Origin of the sequence: Caulobacter sp. UNC358MFTsu5.1 (assembly GCF_000712075.1) — a bacterium.
In the GTDB taxonomy this organism is placed as follows: Bacteria; Pseudomonadota; Alphaproteobacteria; order Caulobacterales; family Caulobacteraceae; genus Caulobacter.
On sequence record NZ_JONW01000007.1, the window covers coordinates 37,237 to 60,261 of the forward strand.

At 70.7% G+C, this 23,025-nt stretch carries 24 protein-coding genes; 16 read left to right on the forward strand and 8 right to left on the reverse strand.

The annotated features are described in order from the left end of the window. From BR39_RS0112915 to BR39_RS0112930, 4 genes are read left to right on the forward strand one after another with little or no spacing between them, the layout of a single operon-like run. Positions 1-1,302: a replication-associated recombination protein A gene (locus BR39_RS0112915; RefSeq protein ID WP_029912379.1), complete on the forward strand. Its 1,302-nt coding sequence runs from the start codon at positions 1-3 to the stop codon at positions 1,300-1,302. Beyond that, on the forward strand, positions 1,299-2,075 hold the full coding sequence (locus BR39_RS0112920) for a hypothetical protein (protein ID WP_029912382.1): 777 nt from the start codon (positions 1,299-1,301) through the stop codon (positions 2,073-2,075). Before BR39_RS0112915 ends, BR39_RS0112920 begins: the two co-directional genes overlap by 4 nt. After that, positions 2,072-2,902: an RluA family pseudouridine synthase gene (locus tag BR39_RS0112925; RefSeq protein WP_051695617.1), complete on the forward strand. Its 831-nt coding sequence runs from the start codon at positions 2,072-2,074 to the stop codon at positions 2,900-2,902. Before BR39_RS0112920 ends, BR39_RS0112925 begins: the two co-directional genes overlap by 4 nt. A 20-nt stretch (positions 2,903-2,922) precedes the next feature. Continuing rightward, on the forward strand, positions 2,923-3,435 hold the full coding sequence (locus tag BR39_RS0112930; RefSeq protein WP_029912386.1) for a hypothetical protein: 513 nt from the start codon (positions 2,923-2,925) through the stop codon (positions 3,433-3,435). A 9-nt stretch (positions 3,436-3,444) separates the two neighbouring features. On the opposite strand, the gene BR39_RS0112935 is transcribed toward BR39_RS0112930, so the two are convergent. Beyond that, complete coding sequence (locus tag BR39_RS0112935) at positions 3,445-4,686, reverse strand: hypothetical protein (protein WP_029912388.1); 1,242 nt, start codon at positions 4,684-4,686, stop codon at positions 3,445-3,447. A gap of 386 nt (positions 4,687-5,072) precedes the next feature. Here BR39_RS0112935 and crcB point away from each other — a divergent pair, with 386 nt between their 5' ends. The 3 genes from crcB to BR39_RS0112950 all read left to right on the forward strand — a co-directional run bounded on the left by crcB (position 5,073) and on the right by BR39_RS0112950 (position 6,791). Continuing rightward, a complete protein-coding gene (crcB, locus tag BR39_RS0112940) occupies positions 5,073-5,459 on the forward strand; it encodes a fluoride efflux transporter CrcB (RefSeq protein WP_029912391.1) in 387 nt (128 codons plus the stop codon). Continuing rightward, on the forward strand, positions 5,456-6,445 hold the full coding sequence (locus BR39_RS0112945) for an RluA family pseudouridine synthase (RefSeq protein WP_029912394.1): 990 nt from the start codon (positions 5,456-5,458) through the stop codon (positions 6,443-6,445). Before crcB ends, BR39_RS0112945 begins: the two co-directional genes overlap by 4 nt. Positions 6,446-6,584: 139 nt before the next feature. Beyond that, positions 6,585-6,791 (forward strand): hypothetical protein, encoded by a 207-nt coding sequence (locus tag BR39_RS0112950; RefSeq protein ID WP_029912397.1) that lies wholly within the window; start codon positions 6,585-6,587, stop codon positions 6,789-6,791. Here the strand turns inward: BR39_RS0112950 and BR39_RS0112955 are convergent. Beyond that, positions 6,742-7,314, reverse strand: coding sequence for a hypothetical protein (locus BR39_RS0112955; protein WP_051695619.1), 573 nt, complete (start codon positions 7,312-7,314; stop codon positions 6,742-6,744). The genes BR39_RS0112950 and BR39_RS0112955 overlap by 50 nt on opposite strands. 79 nt (positions 7,315-7,393) lie before the next feature. Here BR39_RS0112955 and BR39_RS0112960 point away from each other — a divergent pair, with 79 nt between their 5' ends. Next, positions 7,394-8,302, forward strand: coding sequence for a LysR family transcriptional regulator (locus tag BR39_RS0112960; protein WP_029912405.1), 909 nt, complete (start codon positions 7,394-7,396; stop codon positions 8,300-8,302). A gap of 22 nt (positions 8,303-8,324) precedes the next feature. Here BR39_RS0112960 and BR39_RS0112965 read toward each other — a convergent pair whose 3' ends face one another. Continuing rightward, on the reverse strand, positions 8,325-9,659 hold the full coding sequence (locus BR39_RS0112965; RefSeq protein ID WP_029912408.1) for a DUF1501 domain-containing protein: 1,335 nt from the start codon (positions 9,657-9,659) through the stop codon (positions 8,325-8,327). After that, positions 9,656-11,014, reverse strand: a complete 1,359-nt coding sequence (locus tag BR39_RS0112970; RefSeq protein WP_029912411.1) for a DUF1800 family protein — start codon at positions 11,012-11,014, stop codon at positions 9,656-9,658. Before BR39_RS0112970 ends, BR39_RS0112965 begins: the two co-directional genes overlap by 4 nt. A 147-nt stretch (positions 11,015-11,161) precedes the next feature. Here BR39_RS0112970 and BR39_RS0112975 point away from each other — a divergent pair, with 147 nt between their 5' ends. Both BR39_RS0112975 and BR39_RS0112980 read left to right on the forward strand, forming a co-directional pair. Next, complete coding sequence (locus tag BR39_RS0112975; protein WP_029912415.1) at positions 11,162-11,896, forward strand: ATP12 family chaperone protein; 735 nt, start codon at positions 11,162-11,164, stop codon at positions 11,894-11,896. 148 nt (positions 11,897-12,044) lie between these two features. Further along, positions 12,045-13,577 (forward strand): acyl-CoA carboxylase subunit beta, encoded by a 1,533-nt coding sequence (locus BR39_RS0112980; protein WP_029912417.1) that lies wholly within the window; start codon positions 12,045-12,047, stop codon positions 13,575-13,577. Between the two features lie 13 nt (positions 13,578-13,590). On the opposite strand, the gene BR39_RS0112985 is transcribed toward BR39_RS0112980, so the two are convergent. Then, positions 13,591-14,448 carry an RsiV family protein gene (locus tag BR39_RS0112985; RefSeq protein WP_029912420.1) on the reverse strand — a complete coding sequence of 286 codons (858 nt, stop codon included), beginning with the start codon at positions 14,446-14,448 and terminating at the stop codon, positions 13,591-13,593. A gap of 154 nt (positions 14,449-14,602) precedes the next feature. On the opposite strand from BR39_RS0112985, the gene BR39_RS0112990 reads away from it, so the two are divergent. From BR39_RS0112990 to BR39_RS0113015, 6 genes are all read left to right on the forward strand, one after another. Next, positions 14,603-15,106: a hypothetical protein gene (locus tag BR39_RS0112990; RefSeq protein WP_156035764.1), complete on the forward strand. Its 504-nt coding sequence runs from the start codon at positions 14,603-14,605 to the stop codon at positions 15,104-15,106. Between the two features lie 120 nt (positions 15,107-15,226). Next, on the forward strand, positions 15,227-16,120 hold the full coding sequence (locus BR39_RS0112995; protein ID WP_029912426.1) for a polyprenyl synthetase family protein: 894 nt from the start codon (positions 15,227-15,229) through the stop codon (positions 16,118-16,120). Continuing rightward, complete coding sequence (locus BR39_RS0113000; protein ID WP_029912428.1) at positions 16,117-17,088, forward strand: ABC transporter ATP-binding protein; 972 nt, start codon at positions 16,117-16,119, stop codon at positions 17,086-17,088. The genes BR39_RS0112995 and BR39_RS0113000 overlap by 4 nt, the downstream gene beginning before the upstream one ends. Then, positions 17,088-18,287 carry an ABC transporter permease gene (locus BR39_RS0113005; RefSeq protein ID WP_029912431.1) on the forward strand — a complete coding sequence of 400 codons (1,200 nt, stop codon included), beginning with the start codon at positions 17,088-17,090 and terminating at the stop codon, positions 18,285-18,287. Before BR39_RS0113000 ends, BR39_RS0113005 begins: the two co-directional genes overlap by 1 nt. A gap of 11 nt (positions 18,288-18,298) precedes the next feature. Further along, positions 18,299-18,772, forward strand: a complete 474-nt coding sequence (locus tag BR39_RS0113010; protein WP_029912435.1) for a sterol desaturase family protein — start codon at positions 18,299-18,301, stop codon at positions 18,770-18,772. Between the two features lie 22 nt (positions 18,773-18,794). Next, positions 18,795-19,250 carry a hypothetical protein gene (locus BR39_RS0113015; RefSeq protein WP_029912438.1) on the forward strand — a complete coding sequence of 152 codons (456 nt, stop codon included), beginning with the start codon at positions 18,795-18,797 and terminating at the stop codon, positions 19,248-19,250. A 144-nt stretch (positions 19,251-19,394) separates the two neighbouring features. Here the strand turns inward: BR39_RS0113015 and BR39_RS0113020 are convergent, their stop codons facing one another. From BR39_RS0113020 to crtY, 3 genes are read right to left on the reverse strand one after another with little or no spacing between them, the layout of a single operon-like run. Then, positions 19,395-20,324 carry a phytoene/squalene synthase family protein gene (locus tag BR39_RS0113020; protein ID WP_029912442.1) on the reverse strand — a complete coding sequence of 310 codons (930 nt, stop codon included), beginning with the start codon at positions 20,322-20,324 and terminating at the stop codon, positions 19,395-19,397. Then, entirely contained in the window at positions 20,321-21,838 is a 1,518-nt protein-coding gene (locus BR39_RS0113025; RefSeq protein ID WP_029912445.1) for a phytoene desaturase, read from the reverse strand. Before BR39_RS0113025 ends, BR39_RS0113020 begins: the two co-directional genes overlap by 4 nt. Further along, complete coding sequence (gene crtY, locus BR39_RS0113030) at positions 21,835-23,022, reverse strand: lycopene beta-cyclase CrtY (protein ID WP_029912448.1); 1,188 nt, start codon at positions 23,020-23,022, stop codon at positions 21,835-21,837. Before crtY ends, BR39_RS0113025 begins: the two co-directional genes overlap by 4 nt. Between the last annotated feature and the right edge of the window lie 3 nt (positions 23,023-23,025).

Sequence of the window (23,025 nt, forward strand, 5' to 3'; positions counted from 1 at the left end):
ATGTCCGATCTTTTCCAAGCCGCCGGCCTGACGCCCCATGCGCCGTCGCCGCTGGCCGACCGCCTGCGTCCCCAGACCCTCGAGGAGGTGGTGGGCCAGGAGCATCTGCTGGGTCCCGAGGGGCCCATCGGCCGCATGGCCGCGGCCAAGCGCCTGGCCTCGATGATCCTGTGGGGCCCGCCCGGCACCGGCAAGACCACTATCGCCCGCCTGCTGGCCAAGGCCGGCGGCTACGAATTCATGCAAATCTCGGCGGTGTTCTCGGGCGTGGCCGACCTGAAGAAGGCCTTCGAGCAGGCGCGCATGCGCCGCCAGGCCGGCCAGTCGACCCTGCTGTTCGTCGACGAGATCCACCGCTTCAACCGCGCCCAGCAGGACGGCTTCCTGCCGTTCGTGGAGGAGGGGATCGTCACCCTGGTGGGCGCCACGACCGAGAACCCGTCGTTCGAGCTGAACGGAGCCTTGCTGTCGCGCTGCCAGGTCTTCGTGCTCAAGCGGTTGGACGAGGAGGCGCTGGAGGCCCTGCTGGTCAAGGCCGAGACCGCCGAGAACCGCAAGCTGCCGCTGGACGAGGAGGCGCGTTCGACGCTGATCGCCATGGCCGACGGCGACGGCCGCTACCTGCTGACCCTGACCGAGACCCTGCTGGCCATCGGCACGGACACGCCGCTGAACCCCACCCAGCTGACCCAGTTCCTGCAGAAGCGCCGCCCGGCCTACGACAAGAACCGGGAGGAGCACTACAACCTGATCTCGGCCCTGCATAAGTCGGTGCGCGGCAGCGATCCGGACGCGGCGCTGTACTGGCTGGCGCGGATGCTGGAGGGCGGCGAGGACCCGCTGTTCATCGCCCGCCGCCTGGTGCGCATGGCCGCCGAGGACATCGGCGCGGCCGATCCCCTGAGCCTGCTGCTAACCACGGCCGCCAAGGACGCCTACGACTTCCTGGGCAGTCCCGAGGGCGAGCTGGCCCTGGCCCAGTGCGTGGTCCACATGGCCAGCGCCCCCAAGTCCAACGCGGTCTACAACGCCTACAAGGCCGCCCGGCGCCTGGCCAAGGAGACCGGCAGCCTGTCGCCGCCGGCCCACATCCTCAACGCCCCGACCAAGCTGATGAAGACCCTTGGCTATGGCGACGGCTACGCTTACGACCACGACGTCGAGGGCGGGGTCTCGGGCCAGAACTACTGGCCCGACGGCATGGAGCGGCAGACGCTGTACGAGCCCAAGCCGATCGGCGCCGAGGCCAAGGTCAAGGAACGGCTCGACGCCTGGAACCGCCTGCGGAGAGACGGCAAGTGAAGCTCACCCCCGCGGTCCGCGTGACCGCCGTCGTCGCCCTGGTCCTGCTGCTGGCGGGAAGCGTCCTGCTGGGACTGGCGGCGGCGACGCCGTGGCACAGCGACTCCAACGCCTATTTCGCCGAGCTGCAACGCCTGCGCGCCACCCTGTATTTCAGCCAGCCCGACGCCGAGACGTTCAAGGCGGCCACCGCCCGGTTCGCCGCCCTGCAGACCCAGTACGCGACGCGTAAATGGCTGTACGCCGACATCGCCTACGCCTGTCTCAGCCTGGGCGTCTGCGCGGCGATCGTCGCGGGCCTGGCCATGCGCTTCGGGGCGCGGCTGCTGCGCGCGCAGAAGAGCGCCCTGGTCGTGATCGGCGTGACCGTGCTGGCCCTGCTGGCCACCCTGGCGGGTCTGGCGGCCGATCCGCTGCACCAGTTCTATCGCGAGCAACTGCCGGAATGGTCGGACGCCCTGGAAATCCCGCTGGCCGGGGCGCTGGTGGCCATGATCCCGATCGCGACGGTGACCTTGCTGCTGGTCCTGCCGCCCCTGGTCTTTCGTCGCCGGGCCAGCGGGCCGCTGCTGGTCTTCACGCGTCCGCCGCACTGGCCCGCGATCCTGGCCAACACCTTCTACGCCCTGCCGCTGGCCTTCGCGGTGTTCCTGATCACCAGCTTCGCCTCGCGCGGAGGCTGGGCCCTGGCCCCGGCCGGGCTGCTGCTGCTGTGGCTGTTCCTGAACGGCCGGGCCCTGTGGATCGCGCCGAAGGGGGAGGGCGTCGCATGAGCAAGCCGCCCGACAGGCCTCCCAGGCGTCCGCCCGGCGTCGCCAAGCCCAAGGCGTCCGACACCCCGATCGCCCTGACGCCGGAGGAGATCGCCTTCACCCGGTCGCTGGTGATCCACGAGGACGACAGCGTGTTCGTGCTCAACAAGCCGGCCGGCCTGTCCAGCCAGGGCGGGCGCATCCAGGCCCATACGCTGGACGACCTGCTGTGGGCCCTGGCGCGGCGGGACCGGCCCCGGCCGCGCCTGATCCATCGGCTGGACCGCGACACCTCGGGCGTGATCCTGACCGCCCGCACCAAGCCGGCGGCGACCTTCCTGGGCAAGGCCCTGATGGGCAAGCGGTTCCGCAAGACCTACCTGGCCATCGTCACGCCGGGCGCGCCCGAGCCGCGCGGCGGCCAGATCGACAGCCCGCTGCGCCGGGAGTCGATCGGGCGTGAGGCCTATATGCGGGTCTGCGCGGCCGCCCATCCCGACGCCGAGACGGCCCGCAGCCGCTATCGCACCCTGGCGGCGGTGGACGGCGCGGCCCTGGTCGAGCTGAGCCCCGACACGGGCCGCATGCACCAGTTGCGGGTCCACATGGCCTCGATCGGCCGCCCGATCGCCGGCGACAGCCGCTATGGCGGGGCGCTGATGCTGGGCGGGACGCCCGTGCCGCGGCTGATGCTGCACGCCGCCAGCCTGGTCTTCCCCCATCCCGAGGGCGGCGAGCGCCGGATCAGCGCGCCGATTCCGGACGACATGCGCGCGGTTCTGGGTAAGCTTGGCCTCGAAGTCCCCAAGGGGGCTGTCCCGGAACAGGGACGCCCGGAGACTCGTTAAGCCTGGCAGGAGATTCCGCCATGAAACGTCTGCTCGCCCTCGCTTTTTCAGCCGCCCTGCTGACCGCCTGCACCACGACGCCGACGGTGTATGCGCCGCAGACCGCCGCGCACGGCGCCGGCTATTCGGAATATCGCCTCGAGAACGGCCGCTACCGGGTCACCTTCCAGGGCAATCCCGGGGCCTCGGTCAACCAGGTCTCGGACTACGTGCTGCTGCGCTCGGCCGAACTGGCCCTGCGCGACGGCTATGACTGGTTCCGGGTGGCCGACCGCATGACCCAGCAGAACGGGTCGAACAGCGGCTCCACCCTGTCGGTCGGCGGCGGCACCAGCAGCTACGACTACGGCCGTCACGGCGGCGGCAGCTCGGTGGGCCTGGGCGTCGGGACGACCTTCAACCTCGGCCCCAAGCCGTCGATCACGAGTTCGATGGAGGTGGTGTTCGGTCGAGGGCAACCGCCCCGCGACGCCGACGTCTATGACGCCCGCGCCATTGTCCGGACGGTCGGGGAAGGCCGCGCGGCGGTCTAGCCGGGTGGCTTAACCGGCCGCCTTCTTGGTCGCCGTGGCGATGGGGTTCGACGCGCGCAGGGCCGCGTGGGTCAGGCCCGCGGTCTCGGCGGCGGCGAAATAGCCCTCGGCCGGAAGGCCTTGCAGGGTCACCATGGGAGCCAGGCCCCGGGCGTCGCGGCCGAAGGCCATGATGTCGGCGGCGATCTTCTCGGCCGGACCGGCCAGGTCGCTGGCGTCCAGGGTCAGGCCGGCCAGGCGGGCGTCGCGCAGCACGCGCAGCGCTTCCTTTTCGGGCGGCACGCGGGCGATCACGCCGCGCGTCAGGGCCTTGAGCAGGCCCACCACTTCCAGCAGGCGACCGGCGGGCGTGCCGCGGGTGACGTCGACCAGCTCCATCATGATCCCGCCGCGCAGCAGCGCCAGCGACAGGCCCGAGGTGCCGGTCAGCATGTCGCGTCCGCGCTGGGTGCCCAGGGTGCGGAACGAGGCCGGCACGATCAGGTCCGGGCGGTCGTGGCCCTGCGAGGCGCGGGCGAAGACGGCGGCGTACTTGAGGGCCGCCTCGTCGATGAAGGCGGCGTCGCGGTCGGGCAGGCGCGAGACCGCGCGGGCGCTGATCTGCTTGCCTGAACCCAGGTGGGTGACGACCGGCTCGATGCGCACCGCCGTGGCGACGTTGCGCTTGAGATTGATCACGTGCTCCAGCGTGAAGTCGACGCGCAGGGCCGCGCCGCCGGCGGTGGTGAAGGCCACGGGCGTGCGCCGGGTCTCTTCCAGCGGATCGATCTCGAAGCGGATGGGCGAGCGAGTCGAGTCGCGGCGGGCGCGGGCGGCCAGGATCACCGAGGCGTCGACGGGGCGGCAGACGACGCCGCCGGCCTCGACGCCGATCACCGACCGCACGCCCAGGTCGCTCGGCTCGGCCGCGCCCAGCAGGTGGGTCAGCACGTCTTCCAGGATGCGCACGCTGGTCGCCTGGGCCGCCAGGCCCTGGTCGTTGTTCATGGCGATCAGGAAGTCTTCCTCGCCGATCCGGGCGCGCAGGTCGCTGCGGTCCAGGTGTTCGGCCAGCTTGCGCTCGACATAGGTCCAGACGTCGACGCGCTTCTTGTCCCACCAGTCGCCGGCCCAGCGGCGGATCGCCTTGACGCTGATGATGTTGACCGAGCCGCGCGCGATCAGCTCCGACCCCGCCAGCCTTTGGAGCACGGGTCCGCTGAGAGCCAGATGCTCGTTCCGGTCGTCGCTATGGCTCGAATCGAAGGGCATGTTGGCCTTGACGCGGGAGGAGACCATAGGATGCCTTTACAGCCTTAACGGTCGGTGCAGGAACACGGTTTTCAAACGAGGTTACCGTAAGGGGCTTAAACGTTAAATTGCACGTTCCACGGGCTTTCTATCGTTATTCGAGCGTCGTTTCGAGTTGCCAGCCGCGAAAGGGCTTGCGTCCTATCGACGCGACGATTGCGCCGCCGACCGGGCGCGCCGGCGGGACATCGCAGGGTTAAGACGATCGTGCGACGGGGCATGGGTCGTCTCCCTGATGATGAATGATACTACCTTGAGCTGCATATCGTGGCAATCACCGCCGCCGTCCGGGCGCGCGATCGGCGGCCCGGCTTGGCGTTCGCGGTCGCCCGGCGCATAAGGGCGCGATGACCAAGCTCCTCCTCGTCGCCGTCGGGGGCGCCTTCGGCTCCGCGGCCCGCTACCTGGTGGGCGTGCAGGCCTTGCGCCTGTTCGGATCGAACTGGCCCTACGGCACCTTCATCGTCAATCTGACGGGCGGGCTGCTGATGGGGCTCCTGGCCGCCTGGCTGGCCCTCAAGGGCGGCGAGCAACAGGAACACTGGCGCGTCCTGATCGGCGTCGGCGTCATGGGCGGCTTCACCACCTTTTCGGCCTTTTCGCTGGAGACCGCGCTGATGATCGAGAAGCGCGCCTACGGCCAGGCCTTCACCTACACGACCGCCAGCGTGATCCTGTCCGTGGCGGCCCTTTTCGCGGGCCTCTTGATCGCCCGCAGGATCTTTTCCGCATGAAAGAAGTTCGCACGCTTTATGTGGACGCCGGCGAAGACGGCGTCCGCCTGGACCGCTGGTTCAAGCGCCGCTGGCCGCACCTGAACCATATCCAGCTCAACAAGCTGTTCCGCTCCGGCCAGGTGCGGGTCGACGGCTCGCGCGCCAAGGCCGACACCAAGCTGGCGGCCGGCAGCCAGATCCGCGTGCCGCCGCTGCCCGACGCCCCCGATCCGTCCGAGAAGGGCAAGCTGTCGCCGCGCGACATCGCCTTCGCCCGCTCGCTGGTGCTGTACGAGGACGAAGAGGTCCTGGCCCTGAACAAGCCGGCGGGCCTGGCCGTGCAGGGCGGCACCAAGACCACCCACCACATCGACAAGCTGCTCAGCGCCTGGGGCGAGGGCGTCGACCGGCCCAAGCTGGTCCACCGCCTGGACCGCGACACCTCGGGCGTCCTGCTGCTGGGCAAGACCCCGGCGGCGGCCGCGCGTCTGTCGGGAGCGTTCGCCAAGCGCAAGGCGCAGAAGACCTACTGGGCCATCGTCGCGGGCAACCCGCACCCCACCGAGGGTGTGATCGAGCTGCATCTCGCCAAGCGCGGCGTGGGCGATCGCGAACTGGTGGTGCCGGCCGAGCCCAAGGACCCGGACGCCCAGCCGGCCGAGACGGAATTCGTCTCGATCAGCCGCGCCGGTCCGCGCGTCACCTGGATGGCGCTGCGCCCGCACACCGGCCGCACCCACCAGTTGCGCGCCCACATGAAGGCCATCGGCCACCCGATCCTGGGCGACCCCAAGTACAGCGACGACAAGTCCGCGCCGCTGTCGGAGGGGCTGAAGCTGCAATTGCACGCCCGCTCGATCGTGCTGCCGCACCCGACCGTCGGGACCCTGGCCATCGAGGCGCCGCTCAGCCCCGAGATGAAGGCCGGCTTCGCCAAGTTCGGCTTCTCGGAGGACGAGGCCGAGTACGATCCGTTCGCCCGGCGGCAGACAAAGCGCCGCTAGAGCGCTTTCGAGCGAAGTGGACACCGGTTCGCGTGAAGAAAGCGCGTCAAGCCAAGGCGCCTAGAGCGTGCTCTAGACGGCTTGAGTGCGGCTCTGGGCTGTGGAAAGCTGGTCTCTCAACCTTGAGGGATCGACTTTCATGGCCTTCGTCAGCTTCACCCGCCCGGACGACACGCCGGTTTCGATCAATACGGGCGAGGTGCTGAGCTTCGCGCCCGTGCCCGCCGACGGCCCGCTGGCGGGGCCGCTGAAGGTCGGCACGCGCATCGCGTTCAAGAACGGCAAGCACCAGGACGTCAAGGAACTGGTCGAGGCGGTCGAGAAGAAGCTGAACGCGGCGGGGTAGGGGCGCCCGCCTGGATCGCGGCTTCCGCGCCCGCGCCCTTGGGCCAGCCCCGCGCCAGGCCGTAGAGCGCGACGCCATGGGTGATCATCAGCAGGGGCACGTAGAGGATCGGGATCGCATAGGCGGCGCCGAGGGCGCCCGCGTGCTCGGGAAGGCCGCCCTGGATGGCGTGCGCGTAGTCGGCGATGAAGTCGGCGGCGCCCACCAGGTTGAAGCCGACCACGAACGTCCAGAAGAGCGGCCGGATCCTGACCGTCAGCAGGGCCAGGATGGCCAGCAGGCCCGCGGCGAAGTCGCCATAGGCGGCGGCTGCGGCGAAGCCGGCGGGCAGGTCGGGGCCGACCACCCCGGGAAGGATGAAGACCAGTCCGAAGAAGCGGAAGCTGTGCAGGGCCGCGACGGCGCGGTGGGCCTGCACGCGGTCCATCGCCCTCAGCCTGGGCAGGCCATAGGCCGCGAAGCAAAGGCCCCAGGCGACGTAGCCGAGGACGAGCTGGGTCAGGAAGATCAGGTTTGTCGGCATGACGGCCTCCCAGAAGGGTGAGGCGACGTGTCTAGGTCCGGGGCTGTCATCGGACTATTCGATATAATACGAATGGTCCATGAAGCAGAACTACACAGTCCGACAAGGGGCGCTGGAAGGGGTCGAAACCTTCCTCGCGATCGCCAGGAGCCTCAGCTTCCGGCGGGCCGCCGCGGAGCTGGGCGTGACGCCGTCCGCCGTCAGCCAGGCGGTGCGCGGCCTGGAAGCGCGACTGGGCGCGGCGCTCTTCACGCGCACCACCCGCAGCGTGGGCCTGACCGAGGCCGGCCAGAGGTTCCTCGACCGCGCCGGACCCGCCTTCGCGGAACTGGTCGCGGCCGGCGAGGTCGTGCGCGACCTGGGGCGGCGTCCGACGGGGCTGCTGCGCCTTTCGGTGCCCCGGGGCGTCGTGCCGCTGCTCCTCGAGCCGGTGATCGCTTCGTTCGCCAGGGCCTATCCGGAGGTCGAGCTGGAGATCGTCGCCAGCGAGGAGATGGTCGACCTGGCGGCCGGCGGATTCGACGCCGGGATGCGCTTTGGCCAGTTCATCGCGCCCGACATGGTGGCGGTGCGGTTGACGCCGCCGCTGCCCTTCCTGGTCGTCGCCAGCCCTGACTATCTGGCCCGGCATGGGCGGCCGCGGGGCGTGGACGACCTTCGGGGCCATGCCTGCCTGCGCTTGCGCCGCTCGAACGGCGCGATCGCCCACTGGACGTTCGTCGACGGCGGCGAGACGGTCGAGGCGGCCGTTTCGGGGCCGCTGATCGCGCACGACTATCCCACGCTGATCGGCGCGGCGATCCAGGGCGCGGGCCTGGCTCAGGTCCCTGGACCCCTGGCGCGCAAGGCCATCACGGAAGGGAAGCTGGAGTCCGTGCTCGACGACCTCGTGGTCACGACGCCGGGCGTGTTCCTGTACCATCCGGGCAAGCGGCAGATGACGCCCAAGCTCCGGGCCTTCATCGACCATATCAAGTCGGCGCCCTGAGGCGGCGGCCGATGGCGGTCGTCTAGACCAGCCCCGTCACCGTCTTGGCGTCCGCGCTGTCGGGGAAGACCTTGCTTTCCAGGGCCGCGCGGTCGACGCCCATGTGCTCGGCCAGCACGCCCTTGAACAGGCCGCGCATGTCGAGGGTGGGGCGCACGTCGCGGTTCTCGAACAGGGCCTCCTGTTTCAGGGTCGGCCAGTCGCCGATGATGCCGCCCGTCTTGAGGCCGCCGCCTAGCACCAGGGCGGTCGAGCCCGTGCCGTGGTCGGTGCCGCCGGTGCCGTTGACCCGGGCGGTGCGGCCGAACTCGGTGGCGGCCACCACGACGGTGTTGCTCCATTCCGCGCCCAGGCCGGTGTTCAGCCCGTCAAGCACGGCGTCCAGATACGAAAGGCGGGTGTTCAACTGGCCGACCTGGCCGGCGTGGGTGTCCCAGCCGTCCAGCGAGATGGCGGCGATGCGCGGGCCGCCGGGCTGGGTCATGAAGCCGGCCAGGGTCGAACCCAGCTGGCGCGCGGCCTCGCGGCCCTGGCGCTGGGCGGCGATGGCCTGGGGGCCGGAAGCCATGGCCGGCGGGGCCATCCCCTGCGGCGTCGCCGTCGAGGTGTTCACCGCGTTCTGCCACATGGCTTTGGGCGCCATCGAGGCCGCGTCGGCCGAGACCGGCGTCGGCGCGGGGTTGAGCGCGGTCATCGCCTGCTGGGCCATGGCCTCGGTCTCCAGACCGCGCGCGAAGGCCCGGCCCATCATCGGATCGGCCTTGTAGAGGTCCTGAAGCAGGGTGGGCAGGCGGGCGGTCTCGTCCACGCCCTTGCCCGGCGACCAGCTGGCGGCCTGGACCTTGCCGCGCAGGATCAGCGGGGCGGTGGCGCCCACCGACAGGGCCTCGACCTTGGACGGGCCCATGACCTCCAGGGTGCGGTTCAGCCAGCCGGTGTTGACGCCGTAGACCTGGGCCGCGCCGGTCTCCAGCACGTCCTGGGCCTCGAAGTGCGAGCGGGCGCGGTCCGGGCTGGCGATGGCCGGGGCGATGCGGGCCTGGCCCTTCAGCGCCAGGGCGTGCACTGACTCCAGGGCCGGATGCAGGCCGAAGGTCCCGTCCAGCTTCAGCGCCTTGTCCGGCGTCACGGCCACGTCGCCGCGCAGGGCCGCGTAGTCGGGATCGCCGACCGGCGGGCTGACGGTCAGGCCGTCCATGCCGCCCCGGCAGATGATCACCACCATCTTGCGCTTGGCCATCGCCCCGTCGGCGGCGGCGAAGGCCGAGCCGCCCAGGAAGCTGACCGTGACGCCCAGGCCGGCGGCTCGCTGGAGCAGGGAACGCCTGGAGACCTGGGGAGAAAAGGGCGCGTTCATCGGCGTTGGAACTCCGGACTCATCAAGAGCAGGGCCATGGCCTCGCGGCGGGTCTCGGCCCGGGCCACGGCCTTGGCGACCGGCGGCGTCAGGCGCGCCCCGAGGGCGGACTGGGCGAAGGCGTTCGGGTCGAGGCGGTCGGCGACGACGGCCGCGAAGCCCTCGCTGAAGCGCAGGCGCTTGATCAGGGCGTCCGGCGCGCACCAGGTCTGGGCCTGGTCGTCCCAGCCCTTGGGGGAGGGCGGCGAGAACGGCTTCTGGCCCAGGCCCGTCAGCACCGGCGCCAGCTTGCCGATCGCCGACGGCTCGGCGCCCACGGCCCGCCAGGTCGAGATCGCGAACTCGTAGGGCGTCTTGAACTTGGCGGGGGCGGGGTCCCAGGCTTCGGGCGCGGCCACCAGGGCGCGGGCCATCTCGTCCAGGCGGCCGCCGGTGTCCAGGTAGGTCTTCTCCAGCCGGGCCACCAGCGCGGGCGGGGGCGTGTCGCTGACGAAGTGGGCCGCCAGCTTGGTCGAGACGTGACGGGCGGTGTGGGGACTGGCCGCCAGGTCGCGCATCACCGCCAGGGCCTGGGCCTGGCCCTCCTGCGGATAGCGCTTGCCCATCACCGTGCGCGCGCCCGGCTCGTGGGCGTTGGCGCGGAACAGGAACTGGTGCGGGCTGGGATCCTGGGCGCGGCCGACGCTGAAGCCGGTCATGGCCCGGGCGAACTCGGTGACGTCGGCCTGGCTGTAGCCCGCCCCGACGCCGACCGTGTGCAGCTCCATGATCTCGCGGGCCAGGTTCTCGTTCAGTCCGCCGGCCTTGTTGGCGGTCTTGCGCCGGTACTGCGCCGTCTTGCTGTCGGGACCGACCGACTGGGCCTGGTCCAGGTACATCAGCATGGCCGGATGGGTGGACGAGGCCACCAGCAGGTCCTCGAACCGGCCGAACACGTGCGGGCGGATCGCCTCCCGCTCGAACGGGTCCGCGACCGAGGCGACGCCCAGGCTGGTGGACGAGACGGTGAAGTGGTTGGCCCAGAACAGCGCCCAGCGCTCGCGGAAGCCGGCGTCGGTGTTGGCGCCCAGTCGCGCCCGGGCCAGGAAGTCGTCGCCGACCTGGTCGCGCAGGGCCTTGTCGGCGTCCTTGACCGCGGGGGTCTTGGGATCGCCCGCCGTCTTGGCGTCGCGCTTCTGCATCTGGTAGTCGCTGACCTCGGCCAGCCGCTGGGCCGAGCCTTCGCCGCCCAGCGGCTGGTCGGCGCCCTCGGGGCGGATCTGTGCGGTCAGGAAGCCGCGCGGGTCGCTCTTGGCCGCGTCGATCTCGCCGGGGCGGGCGCCCAGGCCGAAACGGGTCGCGGCCAGCGCCGCCATCACGTCGTTGGAAGGCAGGCTCACGCCGTTTTCTCTCCCTCGTCTCCGCCCGGTCCCGTCTGCTCGGCCTTGCCACGGGCGTGTTGTTTGATCATTCAACAGGCCGAAACCGATGTTTTGATGTCCGGATTGAAAAGAAGTTCCGCCTTGGCCGACAAGCCCGACCTGCAGCAACGTCCCCGCCGCTTCTACAAGGCCGCCGAGGCCGGACCCGCCAAGGACGGCGAGGGCGGCTTCGCCGTGCTGCTGGACGGCCGCACGCCCAAGTCGCCGGCTAAGTCGCCGCTGGTCCTGCCGACCCTGGCCCTGGCGCAGCTGGTCGCCGTCGAGTGGGACGCCCAGGTCGAGGTCATCGACAGCACGGTCATGCCCGCCACGCGCCTGGCCTTCACCGCCATCGACCGCATCCGCGAGACCCGGGCCGAGGTGGCGCGGGAGGTCGCGGCCTACGCCGGCTCGGACCTGCTCTGCTACTGGGCCGAGCATCCCACGCCGCTGGTCGAGCGCCAGAAGCGCGACTGGGGCGCCATGCTGGACTGGGCCAAGGCCGAGCTGGACCTGCACCTGAAGCCCGCCGCCGGCGTGATCCACGCGCCGCAGCCGCCGGCCGCCCTGGCCAGCGTCGAGGCCCTGGCCCTGACCATGGACGACTTCACCCTGGCGGGCGTGGCCTACGCCGCGGGCCTGTTCGGCTCGACCGTCCTGGCCCTGGCGTTGCGCGCCGGCAAGGTCACCGGCCGCAAGGCCCTGGACCTGTCGCGCCTGGAGGAGATCTTCCAGGCCGAGACCTGGGGGCAGGACGCCGAGGCGGTCGCCCGCGCCGAGGCCCTGGCGGTCGAGGCCCAGGTGCTGGAGCGCTGGTTCGCGGCCCTGCGCCGCTAGGCCCGTCCAAGGCGTTCAAGCACTTAGCCGCTCCACAAGCGTTGCTGCGGCGCCGTAACGGACGGCTTGCCATGGAGGGCTCGCGCCATTACGGCTCGGCCCATAAGGTGGCCGTGAAGGTCCAGTGAGAGAGCAGGGGAGCGTCCGCGTGCAGCACATTCTCGAGGAACTCGATCGTCGTCGCGACCAGGCCCGGGCCGGCGGCGGCGAGAAGCGCGTGGCCGCCCAGCACGCCAAGGGCAAGCTGACCGCGCGCGAGCGGATCGACCTGCTGCTGGACGAAGGCTCGTTCGAGGAGTTCGACATGTTCGTCGAGCACCGCGCCACCGAGTTCGGCATGGCCGATCAGAAGGTGCCCGGCGACGGCGTCGTCACCGGCTGGGGTACGATCAACGGTAAGGTCGTCTACCTTTTCTCCAAGGATTTCACGGTGTTCGGCGGTTCGCTTTCGAACACCCACGCCCAGAAGATCGTCAAGGTCCAGCGCCAGGCCATGAAGGTGGGCGCGCCGATCATCGGCCTGTTCGACGCGGGCGGCGCGCGCATCCAGGAGGGCGTCGACAGCCTGGCCGGCTACGCCGACATCTTCCTCGAGAACGTCATGGCCTCGGGCGTGGTGCCGCAGATCAGCGTGATCATGGGCCCCTGCGCCGGCGGCGACGTCTACAGCCCCGCCATGACCGACTTCATCTTCATGGTGAAGGACACGAGCTACATGTTCGTCACCGGTCCGGACGTGGTGAAGACCGTCACCAACGAGGTGGTCACCGCCGAGGAGCTGGGCGGGGCGCGGGTGCACGCGTCCAAGTCGGGCGTGGCCGAGGGCGCGTTCGAGAACGACCTGGAGGCCCTGACCCAGGTGCGCCGCCTGATCGACTTCCTACCCTCGTCGAACCGCGAACCGGCCCCCGAGCGCGAGAGCTTCGACGAGGCCTATCGCGCCGAGCCCAGCCTGGACACCCTGATCCCCAGCGATCCGGGCAAGCCCTACGACATGAAGGAACTGATCCTGAAGATCGTCGACGAGGCCGACTTCTTCGAGATCAGCAGCGAGTGGGCCAAGAACATCGTCTGCGGCTTCGCCCGCATGGACGGCGAGAGCGTCGGCATCGTCGCCAACCAGCCCCAGGTGCTGGCGGGCGTGCTGGACATCGACAGCAGCCGCAAGGCCGCCCGCTTCGTGCGGTTCTGCGACGCCTTCAACATCCCGATCATCACCCTGGTCGACGTCCCGGGCTTCATGCCGGGCACCAAGCAGGAGTACGGCGGCCTGATCAAGCACGGCGCCAAGCTGCTGTTCGCCTACGCCGAGGCCACCGTGCCGAAGATCACCCTGATCACCCGCAAGGCCTATGGCGGGGCCTATGACGTGATGAGCTCCAAGCACCTGCGCGGCGACTTCAACTACGCCTGGCCCACCGCCGAGATCGCGGTCATGGGCGCCAAGGGCGCGGTCGAGATCATCTTCCGCCAGGAGGCCAAGGACCCCGAGGCCCTGGCCGCCCGCGAGGCCGAGTACAAGGACCGCTTCGCCAACCCGTTCGTCGCCGCCAGCCGCGGCTATATCGACGACGTGATCATGCCCCACGGCACCCGCAAGCGGATCGTCCGGGCGCTGAAGAGCCTGAAGGGGAAGGAACTGTCCAACCCCTGGAAAAAGCACGACAACATCCCGCTGTAGGGCGCTCCTCGCCCTACTTCACCACGTCCATCGTTACGCTGAGCGTCCCGTCGGGATTGCCCGGCGACTTCGGCGCGCCGCCGAACGCGCCGGCGTAGGCGGGCGCCAGCAGGCCCTGGAAGGCCGCGGCCGGCACGGTGACCTCGTAGTCGCCCTCCGAATAGGGGCCGACCACGTAGGGGTCGATCAGGGCCGTCAGCCCGCCCACCTTGCCGGGCTCGGTCGAGGGGGCGAGGACCAGCACGGTCTGGCTCCACTTGGGGCAGCTGAACATGTCGTTCAGCGGCACGGCGCCCTCGCGATGGGTCTTGGCCGTGGCCACGGCGTCGCAGATGGCCCGGTCGAGCACGCCCATGTCGGCGCCGGGGCGAAACAGGGCCTTGGCCTGGATCTCCCGGTTCGCCGTCGTGTCCCAGATCAGGGTCGAGGCGCCGTGGTTGGGATGGGCCCCGCCGGTGTCCTCGAACCACAGGGCGCGCAGGCCCACCAGGGGCGCGGCGTCGGCGGCCAGGAACCACTGGGCCTGGCGGTTGTAGGGCCGCCACGGAAACTTGCCGTCCGAGGCCTTCTGGTCGGTCTGGGCCTTGGCGGCGAAGGTCCGCAGCCCAGCCACCTCGCGGTCGTAGAGCAGGGCGTGCAGGGCGGGATAGTTGGCGATCTCGGCGGGCAGGCGCAGGACGACCTTGGCCGCCGGGTCCGTCTGGTCGAAGGCCAGGGGCCGCGCCATCGGGGCCGGTGCGGCGGCGACGGGGGGGGACGATCCGGCCGGGGCCTCGGCGGGCGGCGGCGCGGGCTTGCGATCGCAGGCGACCAGGGCGGTGGTCAGGGCGGCGACGAGGGCGAGGCCGGCGGGAAGGGCTTTGAAGGACATCGCGAACATCACTCCTGAACGCCGCGGCTCGCCGGCTGGCTCCACCCTGCCTTGCAGGGCCGGACCCGTCCATGGGGCGGTTCCCGGGGCGGCGCGGATCGCCATCCGGCGCGAAACAGGCTAGATCGGCGACGGGCCGATACGGGGACAGGGCATGAAACGTAAGGGGTTGTGGCTGTTGCTGGTCGCCAGCGCGGCGGTGCTGGGCGCGTGCTCGACGACCGCGCCGCCCTTGGCGATGAAGCCCGCCGCCGCCCCCGACGGGATGAAGTGGAACGCCTTCACCACGCCCTACAACGAGAAGCGCCTGGCCTACGGCCTGCCCGACAGCGACGTGGTCGGGGTGATCTTCTCGTGCCGCAGGAAGACCTCGGCAGTCGGCTTCCACACCACCCTGAGCAGCGGCAAGGCCGGCCCTGGGACGGTGCGGTTCCGGTCCGGCAAGGCGCAGGGCCGCTTCGCCGCCCAGCTGACCCCGTCCGAGATCGCGGGCGGCCTGGACGCGGTGGGGCAGATCCCGCTGGCCGATGCGGTGCTGGCGGCTTTCGAGAAGACCGGCCTGATCAGCCAGGTCGAGGACAAGGCCTATCCGCAGGACGCGCGCACGGCGGCCGAGCGAGCCGACATCAAGCGCTTCTTCGGCTTCAGCCGGGGCTGACCGTCGCCTCGCCCCGCCCCTCGTTTTTGGGGCGGAGACCTTTAGGTTGACGGCCCTCGCGGGCGCCCCTCAAATGCCCTCCGCCCGCGTCGGGGTGGACAAACGGTCGCGACCCGCGAGATGGACGACCACGCCGCCTTTCTCCAGAGAGTCGAGGCCCTGCGCGCCGGGGTCGACCGGCGGCTGGCCGAACTGGCGCCGCCCCTGGGCTCCGCGCCCGACCGGCTGGTCGAGGCGGTGCGCTACAGCCTCCTGGCTCCCGGCAAACGCTTCCGCCCGATCGTGACCCTGCTGGCCGCCGCCGAATTCGGCGCGGCGGAGGGCGCGGCGCTGGACCTGGGCTGCGCGCTGGAGATGATCCACGCCGCCTCGCTGATCCTGGATGACCTGCCGTCGATGGACGACGCCGGGCTGCGGCGCGGCCTGCCGACCATCCACCGGGCCTTCGACGAGGCCACCGCGATCCTGGCCGGCGTGGGCCTGCTGAACCACGCCTATGCGGTGATCGCCGCCGACCAGGGCCTGCCGGCTCCGCTGCGCGCCGAACTGGCCGGCCGCGCGGCCCAGGCGGTAGGCTTTTCGGGCCTGATCGCCGGCCAGGCGCGCGACCTGTTCGACCGCGACCAGCTGCGCGACCCGTCCGTCCTGGAGCGCCTCAATCACGAGAAGACCGGCGTGCTGATCGTCGCCGCGGCCCAGGGCGGGGGGATCGTCGCCGGCGCGCCGGACGAGGCGATCGAGGCGCTGGGCGCCTTCGCCCGCCATATCGGCCTGGCTTTCCAGATCCGCGACGACCTGATCGACGCCCAGGCCTCGCCCGAGGCGGCCGGCAAGGACGTCGGCAAGGACGCCGCCATGGCGACGGTGGTCTCGACCCTGGGCCCGGCCGGCGCGCGCCAGGCCATGGAGGAACACCTGGCCAAGGCCTCCGACGCCCTGGCCGCGATCGGTCGCGGCGAGCTGTTGGGCCGCTACGTCGGCGACCTCTTCGCCCGGCGCAAGGCGGCGGCGTGACCCCCCCATCCGTTTCGTCGGACCCGCCCGTCGCCGCGCCGGTCCTGACGGTCAGCGGCGCGGTCCACGCCTATGGCGGCAAGCCCGTCCTGCGCGGCGTCGACCTGGTGCTGCATCCCGGCGAAATCTACGCGCTGCTGGGCCCCAACGGCGCGGGCAAGACCACCCTGATCCGCGCCATCTGCGGGCGCATCCGGCCGGACGAAGGCGTGGTCCTGCTCAAGGGGCTCGATCCTACACGCGTAGCGGGCGCCCGGTCCGGCCTGGGGCTGGTTCCCCAGGAGATCGCCCTCTACCCGAACCTGACGGTGGTGGAGAACGTCCAGACCTTCGCCGCCCTGGCCGACGTGCCGCGCGCCGGTCTGCCGGCCGCCGTGCGCCGCGCCCTGGAGCTGACCCGAACGATCGACCGCGCCCATGTGCCGATCAAGCACCTGTCGGGCGGCTATAAGCGCCGGGCCAACATCGCCGCCGCCATCGTCCACGAGCCCGGTCTGCTGATCCTGGACGAACCGACCGTCGGCGTGGACCTGGACGCCCGCGAGGCCGTGGATGCGGTGATCCGGGGCTTGCGCGACCTGGGCGTGGCGGTGCTGATGACCACCCACGACCTGGACCAGGCCGGCGCCCTGGCCGATCGCGTCGGCTTCCTGCGCGAGGGGCGACTGGTGCTTGAAGGCGAGCCCCATGCCCTGATCGCCGAGGCGTTCGGCGAGCGGATGGAGGTCCAGGTCCACCTGGCCCACGAGGTCGACGCCGCCGGCGAGGGCCGCCTGGCCGCCGAGGGGCTGGAACGCACCAGCCGGTCGACGGTCTGGACGCGGCTGGACGCCGACGGCTATGCAGCGGCGGCGAAGCTGGACAAGGGGCTGCGCGAAGCGGGTCTGACGCCGCACGAGATCCGGGTGCGCGAACCGTCCCTGGCCAATCTGTTCTCGCTGGTGGCCGACCGGAAGCTGGCCGCGTGATGCAGCCGCTGTGGAAGATCGCCGCCATGGTGCGGGTGATGGCGCTGGACCTCTGGCGCGACCGCGGCGCCCTGCTGATGACCTTCCTGCTGCCGCCCCTGGTGTTCCTGATCTTCTCGTCGGTGTTCGCAGGGACGACGGGCGACGACATCCAGTTGAAGCTGGCGGTGGCCGATACCGCCCACACGCCGGACTCGGGGCGGCTGGCGGCGGCGCTGGCGGCCTCGCCCGAGGTCCGCGCCGAGCGGGCGCCGACGGCCGGCGAGGTGCGGCGGCGCGTGAAGGCCGGCCTGGCCGACGCCGGCCTGGTGATCCGGGCCGACCCGGCCTCGGCCGAGAAACCGTTCCTGATCGTCGCCGATCCCGCCCGCGCCGTCGCCGCCCCCTTGGCCCAGGCTCGCGTGCAGCAGGTGCTGGCCAACGCCCTTCCGGACGTCACCCTGCGCCGCACGATCACCCAGCTGGAGCCCGCCCTAGGCGGCTTCACCGACGAGCAGATCGAAAACGCCGACAGCGCCGCCGCCCTGATGCGCCAGACGCCCACCCACGACGACGGCGGTTTCTTCGAGCGCGAGGCGATCAAGGACGCCAGGACCGGCGGCGGGGTGATCGCCTACTACGCCGGTGCGGTGATGATGCTGTTCGCCCTGTTCTCGGCCATGCAGGGGGCGCTGGGCCTGATGGACGAGCAGAGCACGGGCGTGGCCGACCGGCTGCTGGCCGGCACGGCGGGCATGGGGCCGGTGGTCAGCGGCAAGTTCCTGTTCCTGGTCGGCCAGGGGCTGGTCCAGGCCCTGCTGATCTTCGCCACCGCCCAGGTCGTCTACGGCGTGGCGGTGGTCCAGCACCTGGCGCTGTGGTTGCCGACCACCCTGGCGGCCAGCGCCTGTGCGGCGGGGGTGGCCCTGGGGCTGGTCTCGCTGTGCCGCACGCGTGAACAGGCCCAGATGCTGTCGACCTTCGTGATCCTGGTTCTAGCGGCCATCGGGGGCAGCATGGTGCCGCGCTTCCTGATGCCGCCCTGGCTTCAGGCGGCGGGCTGGCTCACGCCGCACGCCTGGACCATTGAGGCCTATCAGGCGATCCTCTGGCGCGACGCCGGGATCGGCGGGGTGTATAAGGCCTGGTGCGTGCTGACCGTCGTCGGGCTGTTCGGCCTGGTGGTCGCGCACACCTTGGCGCGCCGGCTTCGGCGGTAGACGGGACGACGATGGCGACCCTCGGTCTGGACCTGGCCCTGTTCCTGGCGGCCCTGGCCTTCATGGAAGGCTTCGCCTGGGTCACGCACCGCTATGTGATGCACGGCTGGGGATGGGCCTGGCACCGCTCGCACCACGAGCCGCGCACGGGCCGGTTCGAGCTGAACGACCTATTCGCGGTGGTGTTCGCCGCGCCGGCCATCGTGGCCATCTATTTCGGCGTGCACGGCGCGCCCTGGCTGTTGCCGATCGGCCTGGGGATCACGGCCTACGGCGCGATCTATTTCGTGTTCCACGACGGTATGGTGCATCAGCGCTTCAAGGTCCCGCTGGGCCGCTCGCGCTACTGGAAGCAGCTGATCCAGGCCCATCGCATCCACCACGCGGTTCACACCAAGGACGGGGCGGTGTCGTTCGGCTTCCTGCTGGCCAGGCCGGTGCGGGAGCTGAAGGCCAAGCTGCGCGAAAGAGGTGTCGACGCCTAGAACGACAACCGGGGAGGGGACGATGACGGAAACAACGACGACCGGGACAACGGTCAGGACGCCTTGGCACCTGTGGCTGGTGGGCGTCGTGGCGGTGCTATTCAACAGCATCGGCGTCTATGACTTCGTGATGAGCCTGGCGCAGGGGCCCAGCTACCTGGCCAACGCGGGCATGACGCCGGCCCAGATCCAGCACTTTCAGCAGATGCCGGCCTGGATGACCCTGGACTGGGCGGTCGGAGTGTTCGGCGCCCTCGCGGGCTCGGTGCTGATCCTGCTGCGCAACAAGCTGGCCTGGCCGGTCCTGGCCGTGTCGCTGGCGGCGTTCCTGCTCATGCAGGTCTACACCTATGTCCTGACGGACGGCGGCAAGATCATGGGCCAGTCGATGGCGATCACCAGCGCCGTCATCGCGGGGCTGCTGGCGTTCTTCATCTGGTACGCGTGGTGGATGACGCGGCGGGGGGTGTTGAAGTAGGGCGCAGGGCGGCGAATGCTTGCCCCCTACGGATCGCTTCGCGATCGTCTTCCCCCATAGGGGGAAGAGCCGCGCCGCTCCGCCCCTATGGGGCGGACAGACCGCGAAGCGGTCAGGTGGGGGCAAGTGGGTGCGTTCGGGTGCTCAGATCCGCGACCACAGCGCCGGCCGCTCCGGCGCCTCGCCCCAACGATCCAGCGTCGCCGACCTCAGCGCAATGACGCCGCCTTCCAGCGCGCGCCAGGCCTTCATCCGGCCGCTGACCACGACCCGCTCGTCCCAGGCCGCGTCGCCCGCCTTCACGACGTCCAGGCCGATCTGGCGATAGACCCCGCGGGCCGCGCCGATCGCCCAGGCGCAGCGCAGCGGCAGGTCGCGCAGGCCCCAGCGGGCGGAGGTGTAGTAGGGCTCGGCGGCGTCGACCAGGCGCTTGGCGAGGACGGCCACGGCGGCCCGGTGGGCCGGATCGGCGACCGCGTCCTCGGGCACGCCCGCCTCGGCCAGCCAATCGCCGGGCACGTAGACCCGGCCGTTGCGGGCGTCCTCGACGATGTCGCGGGCGATGTTGGTCAGCTGGAAGGCCAGGCCCAGGTCCTGGGCGCGGCGCAGGGTGGGCAGGGCGTCCGGCTTCACCCCCATGACCAGGGCCATCATGGTCCCGACCACGCCGGCCACGCCCCAGCAGTATTCCAGCAGTTCGTCGAGCGTCTTGTAGCGGCGGCCGGCCACGTCCATGGCGAAGCCGTCGATCATGTCGAGGGCATAGCGCTCGGGGATGCCCCGCCGCAGGGCCACGGTCTGGAAGGCGGCGAACACCGGGTCGGTCGGCGTCTGGCCCGCCATGGCCGCGCGGGTCTGGGCGTAGAGCGCTTCCAGCCGGGCCGGGGCGTCGGCTACCGGGCTCATGCCGTGGCCCAGGGTCTGGCCGTCGATCACGTCGTCGCAATGCCGGCACCAGGCGTACAGCATCTCGGCGTCGGCCCGGGTCTGGGCGTCGAACAGGGCGGCGGCGGCGGCGAAGCTCTTGCTGCCCTTCTGGATGGCCTCCCGACTTTTCGCCTCCAGGTCGCTCATGCGGGCAGCGTCTCCCCCTCGACAACGTAGTCGTCGATCATCAGCCCCGCCGTCGCCTTGGCCGATCCCACGACGCCCGGGATGCCCGCGCCCGGATGGGTGCCGGCCCCGACGAAATAGAGGTTGGGGATCACGTCGTCGCGGTTGTGGGTGCGGAAGAAGGCGCTCTGGGTCAGGATCGGCTCCAGCGAGAAGGCCGCGCCTTTCCAGGCGTTCAGATCCTTGACGAAGTCGTCCGGGGTGATGAACCGGCTGGTGACCAGATCGGCCGAAAGTCCTGGAATGTAGTGCTTTTCCAGATAGGCCAGGATCTTGTCGCGGTACTTGGGCCCCTCGACCGACCAGTCGATGTTCGCGGTCTTCAGGTTGGGCACCGGCGACAGGGCGTAGAAGGCCGAGCAGCCCTCGGGGGCCATGGCCGGGTCGCTAGCGGTGGGGTGGTGCAGGTACAGCGAGAAGTCGTCGGCCAGGCCGTCCTTGCCGTAGATCTCGCCGATCAGCTCGCGATAGCGGTTGCCGAAGCAGATGGTGTGGTGGCGGATTTCGGGGTGGGTGGTCTTCAGGCCGAAATAGACCACGAACAGCGACGGGCTCCAGCGCTTGGCCTCCAGGGCCTTGCCGACCTTGGCGCCCCTTGGATCGTCCGCGAGCAATCGCCGATAGGTGTGCATGACGTCGGCGTTGGAGGCGACGGCGTCGAAGGCCTCGAACTGGCCGTCGGCGCGGATCACGCCGGTCACGCGGCCGGCCTTGGTGGTGATCTTCCGGATCGGCTGGCCCAGGTGGATCGTCCCGCCCAGGTCTTCCAGCAGCTTCACCAGCGCCCGGATCAGGGCGTGGGTGCCGCCGCGCGGGAACCAGACGCCGCCGCGCCGCTCCAGGGCGTGGATCAGGGCGTAGATCGACGAGGTGGCGAACGGGCTGCCGCCGACCAGCAGGCTGTGGAACGACAGCGCCTGGCGCACGTGCTCGTCCTTCACGAAGCCGGCGACCTTGTCATAGACGCTGCGCCAGGCCTGCAGCTTCATCAGGGCCGGGGCCGAGGCGATCATGCTGCCGAAGTCGAGGAACGGCACGGCGCCCAGCTCGACATAGCCCTTCTGGTACAGTTCCTCCGAATAGGCGTGGAAGCGGCGGTAGCCCTCGACGTCGGCGGGGTTGCGCCTGGCGATCTGGGCGTCGAGCTTTTCCTGGTCGTTGACGTAGTCGAAGACGTCGCCGTCCTCCCAGACCAGCCGATAGAACGGATCGACCGGCAGCAGCTCGACATAGTCCTCGATCCGGCGGCCGCCGAGTTCGAACAGTTCCTTCAAGCAGTCCGGGTCCGTGACCACGGTCGGGCCGGCGTCGAAGGTGAAGCCCTCGTCGTGCCAGACATAGGCCCGGCCGCCGGGCTTCTCGCGCCCTTCGAAGACGGTGACGTCGAAGCCCGAGGACTGCAGGCGGACGGCCAGGGCCAGGCCCCCGAACCCCGCGCCGATCACGGCGGCCTTCGGCTTCGGCGTCGTTGTCATGCGTCTTGTCCCCCGAACACCGAGCTCTCGCCGATGCATTTGATGGCCGCCGAGATCGGCACCGGCGGCTTGCCGATCAGGATGCGGGCCTTGTCGAACCGGCTCAAGCGCGCGGCGTAGAAGCGTTGGATCAGGCCTGGCGACAGACGGTAGAAGCGCTCGAGCACCTTGTAACGATCCCCCGGCGCGCACGCTCGGAACAGCATGCGATTCAGCAGGCGCAGGAAGCGCCGCCGACGCCAGACGGTCTTGGACTGGGCCTCGACGCAGGCGCGGACGGTGGCGCTGGTGATGCGGGGCAGGGCGGCGATGGTCTCGGCCAGGCGCGCGGCGTCGGGCAGGGAATAGCCGGTGGTCGGCTGGAACAGGGCCGCGCGCAGGCCCACCTCGGCGATGTGCGGCCGCGCCTCGCGCCAGTAGGCGTCGATGTCGCCGCCAAGGGCGATGGGCAGGACCCCGTCCTCCTCGCGCTCGACCTTGGCGATGGTCCAGCCCTGGGCCTTGGCGTAGGCGGCGATCGACCGGCGCAGGGCGGGGCGGTCCAGCGCCGGGCCGTCGCTGTAGCGGGTGTCCTCGATCAGCAGCCGCGTGGCGTCCAGGGGCAGGACATAGACGAAGCGGTAGCCGTCCTCCTGCGAGACCGTGGCGTCCATGATGATCGGCCGGGTCAGGCCGTGCGGGGCGGACAGGCGCACGCCCTGGCCGACGAACTTCTGGTAGCCCAGGGCCAGGCTGCGGCTCTTGCGCGGGCCGCGGCCGTCGATCACCGCCCCCGCCGCGATGGTCCGGCCGTCGGCCAGGGTCACCTGGTGCGGATTGACGTCCGACACCTTGGCCGACAGCCAGGCGTCCTGGCCCAGGGCGGCGGTCACCGTCTGGTGCAGGCGTTGGGAAGTGATGGCCAGGTAGTCGGTCGGCAACTGCCGGCTGTGGCCGGGAAAGCGGACCTCGTAACCCGACCAGCGATGGACGATCAGGGGCCGCAGCCAGCCGGCCTCCACCGCGTCGACGTCGGTGGCGAAGTGGCACCAGGTGTGCTCGCCGCCGACGGTCGGGCCCTGTTCCAGCAGGATCACGCGCAGCCGGGGCCGCAGGCTCTTCAGCCGCAGGGCGATCAGGCCGTTGGCCAGTCCGCCGCCCACCAGGACGACGTCGGCGCGCTGGGAAGACGACGCGGAGACCATGCT